We start from the raw sequence: 14,592 nt of genomic DNA, 5'->3' as shown, positions 1-14,592 counted from the left end.
CCATGATAAAATAAAGGTTATAGGAGGGGATGCTTGTATGTCTCACTGTGACCGGTGTAAAGGAGAAAATATACATATAACTACTTCAACAGAACGTCCATTTAAGAGGGGCACATTAGTTGTTACTGATGTTCCCGTTCAAAAATGTGATTGTGATGAACAGATTTTAATTGGTGATGGCGCATTGGTAGCGGGTTACGCAAGGCATTTGGTCAAGATGAAAATCATTGGTCAAGTCCACGTCTCTTTGAAAGATCTAAAGCAGAATTTTACACTTCAAGATTTCCTGCCAAAAGTAACCACCACTTAGTCTCGAAGGTGTTAGCAGGTTAATACGAAGATGTTATATTCTGAGTTCTACTTCTTGAAGGTGAGAGTAGCAGTAATCAAACAGAACTGCTAACCATAACGTCTCAAGATTCAACTAACGGGACACGTTTGTTCAATAAACTCACCAATGGGAGGCTGCTGGCATGATCGGCAGCCTCCATTACGTTAACGGGCAGGTTAGCGGGGAAACATTTCATTTTTTAAAATCCATATTGTGGTATTATTCTATGTAGACTTCGAAAAAATAGGGGGGATAAGCTAAATGGCTGTAGAACCGTTTATCTTTCTTTCGTGTATAATATGTTTTTTCGTGCCAATTCTTTTTCGAAGATTTATGATTCTTATTCAAATGATTGTTGGACTTATACTTGTCTACTGTATTATGGTTTTTCATGAAGACACTCAAGTTAAAATCATTTATCTAATAGCTTTCATTTGGGTATTTGGTTCAATTAGTGCAATGAGTATAAAGGTAAAGAAGCCGACGGTGTAGCAAGCTACTCTAATCATAAGAAAAATCCCTTACAATCTAACGGAGAACGATAGCATAATGACAGCAGGATGCCGAATATGGGGAGTGATACAAATTGCACTATCTCAATGATTTATTGGATTTGTTAACTGAACTAAGGAATTTGATCGACTCTCCAAATACTGATGTCACATGGTCACGTTTCGAAACTGTTGAGGATGTTCTAATGACCATAGACACATTCAAACAACAGCTTAAACTTGGAGAAGATATAGCAATATCTGAACTAATAATTTTATTTGGTCCAACTGGATCATTCCAAGAAATATCAATTGATAGTGGTTGGGGTGAAAAATTCCTCAAGCTAGCTGCTCGGTTTGACGAAATTGTTGCTTCTAATGACTAATTTGACGGAAAATGATAGTTCAAAATTATTCGAAATAACGGAGTTGGTTATTTGATAAGTTCGGCAGAGGAGTTTGTTCGACTAAGACTGAGTGATAATCAAGATGAATATCTACGTGCAGCTTGGGATGAAGCTCCTATAGAGGTTTGGTTAGAAATAATTGATAATTATCCAGATATGAGGTTTTGGGTTGCGCAGAACAAAATGGTACCTGCTGAAGTCTTAGAGATTCTTGCTGAGGATCCGTCAGATCGCGTAAGGTTCATGGTCGCTTCAAAGAATAAGCTTGCTGAACGGCTTCAACTCAAAATGGCACTAGACAGCGATTCATCTGTGAGGATGAGGATAGTGATGAACAAAAAAGCAACCCATTCAGTATTAATAATTCTTTCGGAAGATAAAGATGAAGAAATTCGTCAAAAGGCTATAGAGAGATTAGCCAGCTTAAGCAAAAAATCATTGAGCAAACGGTGAACTTGATAGTTTAAAATAGGGAGTAGGTCGCCGAGATCGGCAGCTGCTCCCTATTTTGTTGAAGTAGTGGACATTATTGCGACGAGTTTTTAAATAAATGGGATGTTAAAGGAATTTGTTGCACTGAGCTCGAATCCAATACAGCAAACTAGTGTTGGAGGTACATATGAAAAAAATAGCGGTAATAACCGATATTCATGGAAACAGCCCCGCATTAGCGGCAGTGCTTAATGATATTTCTTCTAGGGGGCTTGATCACATTTATTGTTTGGGGGATGTGGTCGGCATTGGACCCGATTCTAATGAAGTCCTTGAAATATTATTGTCACGAACTGATATTTCTTTCGTTGTAGGAAATCATGATGTAGCGGTGATGGCTGCTTTTAATGGCGTGGAAGCTCCCAAAGGGCACCAAAATGAACGTCACCACCACGAATGGTTGGCAGAAAGAATCAACCCTGTATATATTGACGAGATGAGTAAATGGTCAAAACAATTATTCATTAATCATTTCGATAAACAGTTGCTATTCACTCATTATCATCTTAATCAAGATGGTTGGTTTTTGTCTATTGAAAAGAACCCGACGATAGAGAATTTAAATCATATCTACAAAGAATCGGAGAATAAGCTGGTGTGCTTTGGTCATCATCATCTAGTTCACCACTTTATATCAAGCGACAGAGCTTATTTTAATCCTGGTGCATTAGGCTGTTACGATAAACCGCGCGCAAGATACGGCATTGTTACATTAACGGAGAATGCGATCAGCGAAGAGTTAATTGAGGTCCCCTACGAAAATAAAGAGTTTCTCCAATCATATCACCGACTGCAGGTACCTGAACGGGATTTTATCCTAAAAATTTTCCATGGTGGGCAATTAACTTAGAATTGAAAAATTGCACTAACGAGGAAACGATAGTTAAACATCTGAAGGGCTGCCGCGTTTAGGTAGCCCTTCACCCCGCTAACGGGCAGGATAACGGAATGTAGTATGGAATAATTTGTATTAAAGGAGTATTCTATAAAGGGGGATTAACTTGAACCGTCCAATACTAAGAGCAGAAGCAATAGTAATCCGTAAAGATGGATTAGCTGTATTAGTTCAATGTGATAAACAAGAATCATTTTATCGCTTTCCTGGTGGAGATGTTGAATTCGGAGAAACTGCCGCAGAAGCTATTAAAAGAGAATTAATTGAGGAGTTTGATTTACAATCGGAAATTGGGTCACTTGCGTGTCTTAATGAAAGCATTGTTGAGTATGACGGCAAAAAGAGACATGATTGCACTATCTTACATTGGGGTTCAATTAATGATGCTCAAATTCATGAAAATTTAAATCATAACGAGCGAGAAGAAATAAAATTAACTTGGCGTACCTTCGAGCAATTGAAACAAAAACCGTTGTATCCAGAAGGTATATTGGATTTTCTTTTAGATAGAGTGGTAACAGTATCCCATTTAGTTATAAGAAAAAGCTATGATGAATAAAAGTGAGTCCTATCCTGGTTCAACTAACGGAGAATTTTAGTTCAACAATAGGAGCAGTATGCCGCGGGCAGCTGCTCCTTTATTTTTAAAGAGCGGAATAGCATAACAACACAAATGACAAACTAGGTAAGGAAATTATAGGGAAAGACTTTAAGAAGAAGGGTTGTTTGCTTCGATGAAAAAATGGTGGTTGGCACTCACTTTTACATTTATAATGCTTTTATCAATTGTTCCTGTTACTTTTGCCATAACCCCTAGTTCGAATAAAGCTGAGTCAAAACAAATAGCTATTGCGACTTTATCGGAAGCGAAAGCCACTCTTTATGCAACAAACAGAGAAGGTTATTATGAGAAATTTAAATTACAAATGAATGGATTTACTCGTTATTTTCCTGATTGGAAAAACGTAGATAACCCTACATACGCCCCCAGGTTATTTTTCAACGACATAAATCATGATGGTAAAAAAGAACTCGTTATCGTATTAACAAAGGACTATGGCACAGGAGTATTGAATAATGAGGTTCATGTGTTTCAAACAATCCAGACTAACATAGATGAAAGTTATGAAGAAGTGCTAGTGGACAACCCAATTTCAATAATATTAAAGAACGTCAAAACAAGATTAACAGCGCATGTAGCAGAAATAATCATCGGGGACAAGAAAATGACAGAAAATATTGATAGATTTCAAATAAACCCAAAGAACCTATTTCCTGATATTGCTTTTGGTAATATTGTTAAATTTAGTGTTATTGACAATCAATTAATGGCTTCTATTCCAGGACAAATATCACCAGGGACCTTCATAGGTTCGATTGTGATTATTTATGAATACAAGGATAACATGTATCAAGCAAAGAAAGTGAAGTACGGCAATGTAGCCTGGTCTTTTTAAACTACCCTGAAAGTAACGATCAATATGTGAATTTTCATTATTCCGTGGTGCACCGTGAGGGGCATGGTTGGCTAACGAGGAACGATAGTTGAGGAGCTTGCTTTTGAAGCTGCTCCTTTTTGAATTTCGTTGAATTAACGAGCGATTAACTCGGTAATGTTTATGATACAATCTGTCTATTAAGCATTTTCTAGGGGGTTCATTATGACCAATCGTTTTCAAGGAAGCCTTATTGGATTAGCAATTGGCGATGCCATCGGTACGACCGTCGAGTTTAAGGAACCCGGGACATTTTCGAAAGTCACAGAAATGATTGGCGGAGGTGTATTCGAACTACCGAAAGGTGGCTGGACCGACGACACCTCCATGGCCTTATGCTTGGCTGAAAGTCTGATATTAAAAATGGGGTTTGATCCGATGGATCAAATGGAGCGGTATTTGAAATGGTATCGTACCGGACATCTAAGTTCAACTGGAGAATGCTTTGACATTGGAAATGCTACCGCTGAGGCTCTTCGAAGGTTCGAACGTACGGGTGAACCATTTAGTGGGTCTGAAAACCGTTACTCAGCAGGCAATGGTTCGATCATGCGACTTGCTCCCGTTCCGTTATTTTTTTCTAATAGTCTTTATGAGGTTTCGAAATGGTCTGGTATCAGCTCTAAAACTACGCATTCAGCTAAGGAGTGTATTGATGCTTGTAGGCTGCTCGGTGTTATGATTGCTGCTGCGGCTAAAGGTATGAATAAAGATGAGTTGTTACATCCAGAGACATTCGATTTCTTGTGGGCACAGGATCCACTAGGTGCTAATATTAATGAAGTCTATAAGGGGTCATACAAGCGACTGCAACCTCCAGAGATTCAAGGCAGCGGATACGTTGTAAAATCGTTGGAGGCGGCGTTATGGGCATTTTATCATGGGAAAAGCTTCGAAGAAGGGGTACTTTTAGCAGTTAACCTTGGTAACGACGCTGATACAACCGGTGCCGTATACGGCCAATTAGCTGGGGCATTATACGGTTTAGAATGTATTCCACAGCGTTGGGTGGATTCACTTGTAATGAAGGAACTAATTCTTGATTATTCAACCCAGATCTACAAATTATTAAGCTAAAGGATAGTTGAGGGGTATGCTTCGCGGCAGCTCCTCTTTTGTTTATTAAAGTAACGGGCAGCATAGTGTAACAACAACGTCTGCTATTTATAGTATAACGAGAATATAAGGAATCCTATTTTTAATTAATAAGGACATAGTCTGGATTTGTGACATATAAATTTTTTATCGGAAATAACTATTTATTTCCATATTGTAGTACAATGTCAAGGTGAAGATAATAAAAAAATTGTGTATAAATACTGCAAAAGTAGATGATAAGGAGTTTTGAAATGCCGAATAGAGAAAATAAAAGAGCTGTAATTGTAATTGCTTTGATTACCGCAATTTGTCTCTTAGGTAATGCCATGCTTTATGTAGTAATGCCGCTCTATTGGCAAAATTTTGGACTGACTGGACTTTGGCAAGCAGGAGTCCTACTCTCTATCAATCGCTTCTTACGTCTGCCACTAACTCCCATTGTCAATTGGTGCTACTGCCGTATTGATAAGCGGACTGGATTACTTATTGCAGTTTCATTAGCCGTAATCAGCACAATTTCATACGGTTATACAAGTGGATTTTTTTTACTATTCATTGTGCGATGTTTATGGGGAGTTGCTTGGTCGTTTCTGAGGCTAGGCGGTCTTCTAACTGTTTTGGATGTTTCAAATGATAATAATCGTGGCGAGATGATGGGATTATATAATGGGTTATGGGGGCTAGGACATCTCGGTGGTGCTCTTTTGGGTGGTCTGCTTTTTGAAGCAGTCGGACTTGGTCCAGTATCACTTATATTTGGTGGACTTTCTCTACTTTGTGTTCCGTTCGTATTTCGATATATCCCAAGTGGCATTACGCAACCTCTGGATAAACAATCGGGTACACGAATCATAGATTTAATGAAGAACAAGCAAGTTGCCATAGTCTTGTTAACTGGTTTTTTTGTTAATATGGTTTTTTTTGGTATATTAGCTTTTACGCTTAGTCGAATAATTGAGGCGCATCTACCAAATCAATTTACAGTATGGGGGTTTGCTTTAGGTGCGGCAACCATAGCGGGTGTAATACAAGCATTTAGGTCTGGTTGGGAACCATTCTTGTCACCGCGTATTGGTAAATTCACTGATGAGAAACGAGGTAGAAAACCCATGTTTCTAGTAGGGATTTCATTCGCCGTGGTACTCTTAATTACTGTGACATTGCAACTTCCATTTTATTTATGGGTAACACTGCTCATTCTTCTACAGCTTACATCCACAATATCATCAACGATGTCTGATGCCTTAGCGGCAGATACTGCTTCAGCTCTACCTCAAGATAGAGCTTCAACAATGACAGCATATATTATAATGGTAGACCTTGGTGCGGCTCTTGGTCCCTTAATAGCTTCACCCATTGATGAATATTTTGGTCTAACTACTTTATATTATTGTTCGGCTGTATTATTGGTTGGAGTGGCTTTCTTCTCTCTAAAGGGCATTTCGTCAACCAAATACGATAATAAGGGGTCAACAATAAGTTAATTTATCTAGTAACTATAGTGGAGGTGTTTGCCGCGCAGCATTGTTATAGCCCTAAATATGATGAATATTGAATAATTGTGAATGGTACAGATATATACTTTGTGGTCAAATTGCACTTTGTGTTTAGATATATTACTGTGAGCCGTATCACAGGTAGAAGGTCGGCATGGCATTAATCATTAAACTAACGGAAACTTTAGTGGAATTGTCGTGGTTTCTACATTTTTCAAAGGGGAAGAGTTATGAGCTTATTTCGACGTGTTCCCAAAAATAGTGAACCAATAAGTCTGAACCACAAACAAGTACGATTTTTGTTAGGAAAGCAATTTGTATATGGTCTTTTATTAGGGTTTATTATTCGAGAACTACTCTTAAGGTTTTAACGCTAACGGGTACAAGAGCTCAGTAACTACACCACAGGCTGCCGCGGGAATCGATCGGCAGCCTCGTTACGCTATTGGACAGATTAACGAAACGCATAAAAAACAATAGACAAGTTTGGAAATAGATGGTAAGATAAGTCTCGTACCGGAAGCACCGGACAAGTAGAGCCCGAGGGAAAGCATCCCCGGGCTTTTCTACGTCTTTATACAAAATGAAAGCATTTTCCGCATGTACCTCCGTTCCCCCTATTTGGATGCCCCATATTATACAACATCTTATTATTAAGAGGTGTGGAGAGAGCTCTTTGAAAAAATTAATCGCTAAACGTAAAGGAACTGGAATAAGTAAGCCATTATTAAAGAAACAGGTCGATGTAGTAAGAAAGTTTCGGATAAACCAGAACTCTCCTGAAAGGATCCAACAGATCTTTGAAGAGATATCAAGATGTAATTTATCTTGGGTTAGAGTTAATACTCCGGTAAATGTCCCACCGGGTGAATCTTTTGAATCATTTTATATGCGCAAAGATATCGTTACCCCTTTATCTGTAACAGGAAAAAGGATATTTATACCTCCTGACAAGCCTTCAGGCTACGCAACCGTTTCATTTAGAAATATCCATAGTAATGTATGTGTTCAACCTTTTACTCCGGATAAGTCAGGTGATGTCGTCATAGTTTGTATTAGCGGTCGTGGAGGTGGTGTTGCTGGTCCTAACGGTATGACCAGACTACAAGATACTTTACGTACCAGGCTTACATCAGCTTATGGTGTTAATCCTGCTAACATTTTTCATAGAAGTTGGAATAAGAACAGAGACTCTGATCCTTCCGGTGCACCCTTATTAAATGATTTGTTAGGAGAAATTAATAAAAGGTCCATGAAGCCTAGTTACTTAGCCATCATTGGTCATTCCTATGGAGGCTGGGCTGCGTGTAAAGTATCAAGAAATACATCAAAAATCCCCAATTTTATAGGGCTTATAGATCCGGTATTTGGTTCCTCTAATACTTTTACTTCTGGTAACGCACCCCGAGGGGCTACAATAAATAATTGGTATCAAAAAAATGGTGTAATAGGTGGGGAACCCTGCACTGGTCTGGGGAAAATACCTTGTGTGCCAGCTATTAATGGTATTTCCTGTGGCAATCAAAGTGTTACTGGAGCAAGACCAATTCTAGTAAACTTTTTAAAAACCTGGGACGGTAAAATTAAGACCGTGAATTGCCTTGGTAAGGGAAGTGTTCGCCTTATAGCATCACATACAGATATTGACGATGACAAGTGGATCCACCATCTAATTTTCAATCAGATTAACAATGATCTCAGTAAGATTATAAAAAAATAATTCCACATAAGCACTTCTCTTCGGGAGTGCTTTTATACTTCTTCATCGATCAATAAGTAGGCTTCCATCTTCGTGTCAAAAACGACTATCTGTCCATCATAGCCATAATCCATGTCATTCACTTCTGTATGACTTAGCGTCTTCTCTTCGCCTGTCTCTTTATGCTTTACGCGATATTCCATGATGTCATCCCCTAAACAATAAATTCCTCGAACACTGGTAGCCTCATCGCTCCCGACTTATACCAGTCTCGATACTTCACATTGCAGCGAACTAACGGCTGCACATAGACATGATCTTTGCTCTCACCGCTCTTATATGCCTGAAATACAGGCCACATCGATTGGCGGGCTGACTGGGTAATTCCTAGCTCCAAAGCACCGATAGGTCGAATGCGGCCATCATCTGAATACCCAAGAAGCCATGAATGCTCCTTCTTGCTGTATCCCGTTATGTAGACCTCTGTCCTCTGGTAATTGATAACCTTTTGCCATGACCAGGATCGCGTGTCTTTCTCATACTTGGAGTTTTTCTTCTTGATAACGATCCCTTCAAGACCGTGCTGGCAAACGATGTTAAAGAAATCTGTCGCGCTGCCGTTGATTGGCCGGACTATTCGATAGTGGTCATTTTCTATGACAGCCTCTTCTAGTAATCCCTTGCGAACTTCCAATGGCAAGCCAGTCACATCCACGCCGCGGTGGTACAAGATATCGAATGCGAAGTAGACAACCTTATGCTTGACCTTGCTGGACTTGAAACGAGCATTGCAGGCTTCAAAATCAGCTTTACCGTGTTCATCTAACACCACAACCTCGCCATCGAGGATAGTCCCTTTTTGGATCGGCGGATTGTGCAGCTCCGGATATTTGGATGTAGCATTTGTGTTCTTTGTGTATAGGTTTAGTTCATCCATATTAGAAACGATCAATCTTATGCCATCCCACTTAAGCTCGGTAAATGTGGAAGAATCGTCAATCGGTTCATTATTTTTGGCATATTGGAGAAGCATTGGAGGAATAAACATTATCTTCATCACCCATAATAATGTTACACCTTAGAGCTTTTCGTGACTAATGGTACTTGAAGGAAATAGCCCAAGAATTCCTCCTCTTGAGCTTTCAAGAGATCAAAGGAATTCAGGAGGTTGGTCTACATATGAAAAAGAAGTCATTAATATCGTTGCCACGTTTCATTGCTTGTTCGATGGGTATTGCAACGGCCGTATCATTTCCAGTTTACTTTGCTATGAAGGGAAGAAGATAAATCCTTTGAAGAAAGCCCGAGAGCAAGGTGCCCCGGGCTTTTATTTTTACTATTCGATTGATGACATAAAGTTTTGGTTTACAAATTTCTGGATACAGGCTTTGGCAGCTTCGTGATGAACCTTGCATATCCATCTTTACTCTTCAAAAGATTCATGCTGTTATACCTCGGCAAGTGTACAAATCTTCCTCAGTGAAGGGATGAAGCTCAATCTGCAGATCATTAAAGTTCTTCTATCACAGCCACTGATGAGCATGTAAGAGGCGTTGGCGCTTCGTAGCTCGTACCTCTTGGTACATAAACAAAGTATTCATTTACGATAGTCGCGACAATAGGGCGATTTGGGATTAATCACTTATTGAACTAACGAAGAACGATAGTACAACAATCAACAGGCTGCCTGCAAATCGGCAGCCTTTTCTCAGCTAATTGGCAGAATTCGTGAGATGGTTAGTTGTAAGCCTTAATGGAAATATTACGTTTATACGCCCATTGATTGGAGTGCAACTATGAGAAGAACTGGAATAAGTGTAGTGATAGTAATTTGTCTAACATTCTTAAATCCATTGCTACCTCAGTTAAACGCTAAAATGTCTGTCATCTCTCCAGAAGATATGATTGGGAAATCAGACCACATAGTGGTTGGAATTATTAAGAACCGGGATTACACAGAAAATCACAGGGAGGTTACAATCTCAATTGATACTGTTTTAAAAGGAGATATAAATCAGAACCAAATTGTCTTGAAGCGAGACATTGATGCAATGCATAGATGGGTAACATTCGATTTTCCTAAAGAGGGAGACAAGGTAATGGTCTTGTTAAGAAATACCACGAATGGTTATTCCCCTACTTATGCTAATAGTGTTTGTATCATCAAAAATAACAGAGTTTATTTATTTGAAGGTATGGGATTTGGGAGTAATAATATGCATTGGCTGCCTAATGATTATGAGAAAACCTATCAAGCCTTTTATGAAAATGCGCTATCTTTGCGATTAAACTAACGGGACACGATAGTTCAATCACGACATGACGGCAGCTGGTTTATGATCGGCTGCCGTTTTCTATTGAAGTAACGGGCAGTATAGTGGAAAATGATTCATGTATTCAATCACAGTGACTACATGCTAAAGTGGAATCGCCTAAAACAAATACATTGTTTCTGCGCCATCCGTAAGGATGATCTATTGACAGCTTAGAGGGGAAACAATATGAAAAAACTAAAAAAATGGATATTGCCGATAGTTCTGGTATTTTTAACTACTAGTTGTGATGAGAAAGCGGAAGTAAATGAAAAAAAAGTTGATTTATTAACATTGGACGACTTTAAACAAGTAATGCAAGAAGAAGGTGCTATTCTTTCGCCAAAAGGTCAAGGGAATCACGAGATGTTTGTGCTTTCAGATACCAGGCCTTCAATGTTTTCAATGTCATTAATTTCCCAAGAAGTTGTAAACAAAAGAACAAACAAAAATATTTATGTTTATGAATTTAATACAGTTGAGGAAAGGGAAAGAGGGCTGGAGGCTTTCGATCAAATTAATGAGACCATAAAGTTCTCTGCCCAACCTCAAGTTAGCTTTCAAAAAAATTTAGCCGTCATATATTGGAGTGATACACCAGATTTAAATCCCAATGATGGTGTTGTAACCGATCCTGCTGGAGAAAGTGTTCTTTATGCAATGGAACGGTTAGCTGGACCTGAAATTGAAGGTTATATTGTTGATAAGAAACCAGGGCAAGTGCTTGTCGTAAGTGGTGAAGCAACTGATTATGGACATGGAGGGAATCGAGAGTATTACGATGCGCTCTGGTTTTCAAATGTTTCGGATACATTAGTCATTGGTGATAAAGTAAAAGCGTGGTCTAAGCATGGAATTTATCCAACGCCCTACCCAGGCCAGCGAATTGCCCACAAATTGATAGAGCAAATTACGGTTCATCCTGAAGGAGCGGATCGTACAGAGGAATATATGCTGCAATTAGCATTTCAAGATGATAAATTAAAGGACATGCACAAGATAATTGCAGTGAAATCTGTTAATTATAATGCGAAAGAAGACATGTGGTATTTACACCTTAAAGATGCGAGATTGCATGAAGATAAAGAAGAATTTTACTTTAAATTAGATGATAAATAAGAATTTATATAATTTAATTAAGCTATCGAAGAACTATAGTTCAATCATAACCAGAACGGCAGCAGGTCTATTTGATCTGCTGCCGTTTTCTAACCTAACGTGCAGATTACGCTAATACGGGCGGTAGTAATATTTAACTAAACACAAACATTCCGTTGCCCAATATTTCCCTGTCGTATCTTAAAATATCCTTTTTAGAGAGCGAGTGATTAAGATGAGAAGCACTAAATTTGCTGGAGACGCTATTATTTTCGAGGCACGGAAGGGATAATTTCTTTGACTTCCCCTTTCGTGTTAAGCCCAATAACGGAGGGAAAGCATATATGTCTTTCAATAATTACGGTGAACTTTGTACGCAGGTCTATGATCTGACAAAGAAAATTGGACAATCACTCGACGGAGATATTGAGTATTACAGCGAAAAGCTTAGGCATTGCAATGGGCGTATTCTAGAGGCAATGGTGGGTTCTGGGCGAGTTATCATTCCTCTTCTTGAATCAGGACTTATTGTGGATGGCGTGGACTACTCCCCTCAAATGCTAGCTTCTTGCCGAAAACGATGTGAAGAGCGTGGATTAAGACCCGAATTATATGAGTCGAACTTACAGGAGCTTTCTTTGCCGCATAAGTATGAGGCTATCATTGTTCCTGCGGGCTCATTTTTGTTGATTGAAAAACGGGAAGAATCGATGCTGGCTTTACATCGATTGTATGATCATTTGGAATCTGGAGGTCGATTGATCCTCGATCTGTTTTTGCCAGACAATAATTTCAACAGTTCCGATCTTGGACGATGGCGCGGATCTTCAACACACCACATGCCTAATGGGGATATAATAACGATGGAAAGCAAGTGTGTTGAAGCTGACTTATTCTTTAATCAATATCGTGTCAACTACTTAAAATATGAAAAGTGGCGTAATGGAGCATTGGTTCAAACGGAACTGCAGCGGTTTGCACTACGCTGGTACGGGGTTGAGGAGTTTATTTACATTCTTGAAGACATTGGGTTTTTAAATGTAACCGTCTGTGCAGATTTTAAGGATGGAAAAATGCCGACCAGTGGTAATAAGAAATTTATTTATCAAGCAGTTAAGCCTTGAAGAAGCAGCCCCCCGTAGAAAACTGATTCGAGGGGCTCATTGAACTAACGAGGAACGAAAGTAGAGGAGCTTGCAGCGATGCAGCTCCTCTGTTTTCTTTGAAGTACGCAGAACGATAGCTTAATAAACATCATGAGAGGCTGCTGACTAACATGTGGCAGCAGTCTCTCAGCTAAACGGGCAGTTTAGCGTGGAAACATATTTCTTTTCGAAATTCCATATTGTGGTATTATTGAGTTGGACTTTGAAAAAATACAGGGGGTATAAGCTAAGTGGCTGTAGAACCGTTTATCTTTCTTGCGTGTATAATATGTTTCTTCGTGCCAATCCTTTTGCGAAGATTTATGATTCCTATTCAAATGATTGCAGGACTTATACTTGTCTACTGTATTATGCTTTTTCATGAAGACACACAAGTTAAAATCATTTATCTAATAGCTTTCATTTGGGTATTTGGTTCAATTAGTGCATTGAGTATAAAGGTAAAGAAGCCGACAGTGTAGCAAGCTACTCTAATCATAAGAAAAAACCCTTACAATCTAGATTAGCCTTACGCTAACGAGAAACGTTTGTTCAATAAAGCATCTTAAAGGTTGCCACATGATTGGCAGCCTTTTTTCACCTATGGACAGGGTACTTGATATCTTAGTAGAAATATATTGGGAAGTAGAGGGGGCGTTGCAAATGTATCCAAGAGCTAATACATTAGGTCTAATAATTAAAGATAACCAAATTCTTCTAGAACAGCAGGAAGGTAAACATTCAAAAGGAGTAGGTGTTTACTATCGTCCACTCGGTGGAACAATTGAACTTGGAGAGCGGTCAGATGAGACGTTAATAAGAGAATTTTGTGAAGAGATGGGCGTTGAAGTAATTATAAAACGATACATCACCTGTTTAGAAAATATATTCAGAATAGATGATAATATAGGACACGAGATAACTCAAATATATTTAGTAGACTTTAAAGATAAAAGCTTATATGAGAAAGAACAGTTTACTGTACTTGATGGGAATAAGGTTACATATGCAAAATGGGTTTCAAAAGAAGAATTATTATTAGGGAATAAGATACTTTATCCAAATGGATTAACAGATTTACTAAGAAATGAGCTCTCCTAATTCATTGGTTCTAAACTAACGGGAGAACGATAGTGAAGTTAAGCAGCCAGCCGCGGCGGTTTGTTTTTGTCATTGAAATAACGGGCAGCAGTTTAAAAGAGTTTGATAATAATATTCCTTGAGGGAGCAGGAAATTATGAATGAGAATGGTGATGACATGGACTCAAATATAGAGAGAAATGAGTCAATACGCAATGGTTGTCTCATGGTACCAATGCTGTTTGTAATTTATTATATTTTATTTGGAAAAATTTACGGATTCATATACACCGAGCCAAAAGAAGGCTATGGAATGTTCTTTTTTCTGTTTACTAATCCAATTCTTTCGCTATTTTCATCAATAATTACTGTGGTGATTTTCTATTCAAGAAAAAAGTTTTTGAAGAAATAACCTCGACCAAAAAGCTGGTACTGGACTAATCCAATCTATTTGGATTTTAGCTTTGAACTAACGAAAGAACAATAGTTCAATTACAACATGAAAAGGCAGCCAACCGACGCGGATTGGTTGCCTTTTCTCAAGTAACGGGA

Annotated in this window: 16 protein-coding genes; 14 read left to right on the top strand and 2 right to left on the bottom strand. The window is 38.7% G+C overall.

Annotation, left to right across the window (positions count from 1 at the left end):
- Positions 1 to 37 precede the first annotated feature (37 nt).
- The 9 genes from QFZ81_RS19445 (at position 38) to QFZ81_RS19405 (ending at position 8,426) form a co-directional block, all read left to right on the top strand.
- Positions 38 to 310 carry a YgiT-type zinc finger protein gene (locus QFZ81_RS19445; protein ID WP_307448748.1) on the top strand — a complete coding sequence of 91 codons (273 nt, stop codon included), beginning with the start codon at positions 38 to 40 and terminating at the stop codon, positions 308 to 310.
- A gap of 607 nt (positions 311 to 917) precedes the next feature.
- A complete protein-coding gene (locus QFZ81_RS19440; RefSeq protein WP_307604231.1) occupies positions 918 to 1,208 on the top strand; it encodes a hypothetical protein in 291 nt (96 codons plus the stop codon).
- Positions 1,209 to 1,259: 51 nt separating this feature from the next.
- Entirely contained in the window at positions 1,260 to 1,682 is a 423-nt protein-coding gene (locus tag QFZ81_RS19435) for a hypothetical protein (protein ID WP_307604229.1), read from the top strand.
- Between the two features lie 166 nt (positions 1,683 to 1,848).
- Complete coding sequence (locus tag QFZ81_RS19430) at positions 1,849 to 2,571, top strand: metallophosphoesterase family protein (RefSeq protein WP_307604227.1); 723 nt, start codon at positions 1,849 to 1,851, stop codon at positions 2,569 to 2,571.
- 151 nt (positions 2,572 to 2,722) lie between these two features.
- Positions 2,723 to 3,175 (top strand): NUDIX domain-containing protein, encoded by a 453-nt coding sequence (locus tag QFZ81_RS19425; RefSeq protein WP_307604225.1) that lies wholly within the window; start codon positions 2,723 to 2,725, stop codon positions 3,173 to 3,175.
- A 175-nt stretch (positions 3,176 to 3,350) separates the two neighbouring features.
- Positions 3,351 to 4,073 carry a hypothetical protein gene (locus QFZ81_RS19420; RefSeq protein ID WP_307604223.1) on the top strand — a complete coding sequence of 241 codons (723 nt, stop codon included), beginning with the start codon at positions 3,351 to 3,353 and terminating at the stop codon, positions 4,071 to 4,073.
- A 204-nt stretch (positions 4,074 to 4,277) separates the two neighbouring features.
- Positions 4,278 to 5,189 carry an ADP-ribosylglycohydrolase family protein gene (locus tag QFZ81_RS19415; RefSeq protein WP_307604221.1) on the top strand — a complete coding sequence of 304 codons (912 nt, stop codon included), beginning with the start codon at positions 4,278 to 4,280 and terminating at the stop codon, positions 5,187 to 5,189.
- A 272-nt stretch (positions 5,190 to 5,461) separates the two neighbouring features.
- Positions 5,462 to 6,694, top strand: coding sequence for an MFS transporter (locus tag QFZ81_RS19410; protein ID WP_307604219.1), 1,233 nt, complete (start codon positions 5,462 to 5,464; stop codon positions 6,692 to 6,694).
- A 688-nt stretch (positions 6,695 to 7,382) separates the two neighbouring features.
- Entirely contained in the window at positions 7,383 to 8,426 is a 1,044-nt protein-coding gene (locus QFZ81_RS19405; RefSeq protein ID WP_307604218.1) for a hypothetical protein, read from the top strand.
- A 32-nt stretch (positions 8,427 to 8,458) separates the two neighbouring features.
- On the opposite strand, the gene QFZ81_RS19400 is transcribed toward QFZ81_RS19405, so the two are convergent.
- Together QFZ81_RS19400 and QFZ81_RS19395 are read right to left on the bottom strand one after the other, a co-directional pair.
- Complete coding sequence (locus tag QFZ81_RS19400; protein WP_307604216.1) at positions 8,459 to 8,608, bottom strand: hypothetical protein; 150 nt, start codon at positions 8,606 to 8,608, stop codon at positions 8,459 to 8,461.
- A gap of 11 nt (positions 8,609 to 8,619) precedes the next feature.
- Entirely contained in the window at positions 8,620 to 9,453 is an 834-nt protein-coding gene (locus tag QFZ81_RS19395) for an ATP-dependent DNA ligase (RefSeq protein WP_307604214.1), read from the bottom strand.
- Positions 9,454 to 10,201: 748 nt separating this feature from the next.
- Between QFZ81_RS19395 and QFZ81_RS19390 the strand changes: the two genes are divergently transcribed.
- From QFZ81_RS19390 to QFZ81_RS19370, 5 genes are all read left to right on the top strand, one after another.
- Positions 10,202 to 10,699 (top strand): hypothetical protein, encoded by a 498-nt coding sequence (locus QFZ81_RS19390; RefSeq protein WP_307604212.1) that lies wholly within the window; start codon positions 10,202 to 10,204, stop codon positions 10,697 to 10,699.
- Between the two features lie 207 nt (positions 10,700 to 10,906).
- Positions 10,907 to 11,836 (top strand): DUF3221 domain-containing protein, encoded by a 930-nt coding sequence (locus QFZ81_RS19385; RefSeq protein ID WP_307604210.1) that lies wholly within the window; start codon positions 10,907 to 10,909, stop codon positions 11,834 to 11,836.
- Between the two features lie 323 nt (positions 11,837 to 12,159).
- Positions 12,160 to 12,939, top strand: a complete 780-nt coding sequence (locus tag QFZ81_RS19380) for a class I SAM-dependent methyltransferase (RefSeq protein ID WP_307604208.1) — start codon at positions 12,160 to 12,162, stop codon at positions 12,937 to 12,939.
- Between the two features lie 684 nt (positions 12,940 to 13,623).
- Positions 13,624 to 14,061 carry an NUDIX hydrolase gene (locus QFZ81_RS19375; protein ID WP_307604206.1) on the top strand — a complete coding sequence of 146 codons (438 nt, stop codon included), beginning with the start codon at positions 13,624 to 13,626 and terminating at the stop codon, positions 14,059 to 14,061.
- A 136-nt stretch (positions 14,062 to 14,197) separates the two neighbouring features.
- On the top strand, positions 14,198 to 14,452 hold the full coding sequence (locus QFZ81_RS19370; RefSeq protein WP_307604204.1) for a hypothetical protein: 255 nt from the start codon (positions 14,198 to 14,200) through the stop codon (positions 14,450 to 14,452).
- Positions 14,453 to 14,592: the final 140 nt, after the last annotated feature.

The organism is Paenibacillus sp. V4I9, assembly GCF_030817295.1.
Classification (GTDB): domain Bacteria; phylum Bacillota; class Bacilli; order Paenibacillales; family NBRC-103111; genus Paenibacillus_E.
Note: the sequence above shows the minus strand (reverse complement) of the source record. Positions and strands in the feature narration are given on the sequence as shown.

Coding starts and splice junctions, on each gene's coding strand:
- QFZ81_RS19375 (WP_307604206.1), top strand. CDS start 13,624: ATGTATCCAAGAGCTAATACATTAGGTCTAATAATTAAAGATAACCAA.
- QFZ81_RS19390 (WP_307604212.1), top strand. CDS start 10,202: ATGAGAAGAACTGGAATAAGTGTAGTGATAGTAATTTGTCTAACATTC.
- QFZ81_RS19385 (WP_307604210.1), top strand. CDS start 10,907: ATGAAAAAACTAAAAAAATGGATATTGCCGATAGTTCTGGTATTTTTA.
- QFZ81_RS19445 (WP_307448748.1), top strand. CDS start 38: ATGTCTCACTGTGACCGGTGTAAAGGAGAAAATATACATATAACTACT.
- QFZ81_RS19395 (WP_307604214.1), bottom strand. CDS start 9,453: ATGTTTATTCCTCCAATGCTTCTCCAATATGCCAAAAATAATGAACCG.
- QFZ81_RS19410 (WP_307604219.1), top strand. CDS start 5,462: ATGCCGAATAGAGAAAATAAAAGAGCTGTAATTGTAATTGCTTTGATT.
- QFZ81_RS19380 (WP_307604208.1), top strand. CDS start 12,160: ATGTCTTTCAATAATTACGGTGAACTTTGTACGCAGGTCTATGATCTG.
- QFZ81_RS19370 (WP_307604204.1), top strand. CDS start 14,198: ATGAATGAGAATGGTGATGACATGGACTCAAATATAGAGAGAAATGAG.
- QFZ81_RS19415 (WP_307604221.1), top strand. CDS start 4,278: ATGACCAATCGTTTTCAAGGAAGCCTTATTGGATTAGCAATTGGCGAT.
- QFZ81_RS19420 (WP_307604223.1), top strand. CDS start 3,351: ATGAAAAAATGGTGGTTGGCACTCACTTTTACATTTATAATGCTTTTA.
- QFZ81_RS19430 (WP_307604227.1), top strand. CDS start 1,849: ATGAAAAAAATAGCGGTAATAACCGATATTCATGGAAACAGCCCCGCA.
- QFZ81_RS19400 (WP_307604216.1), bottom strand. CDS start 8,608: ATGGAATATCGCGTAAAGCATAAAGAGACAGGCGAAGAGAAGACGCTA.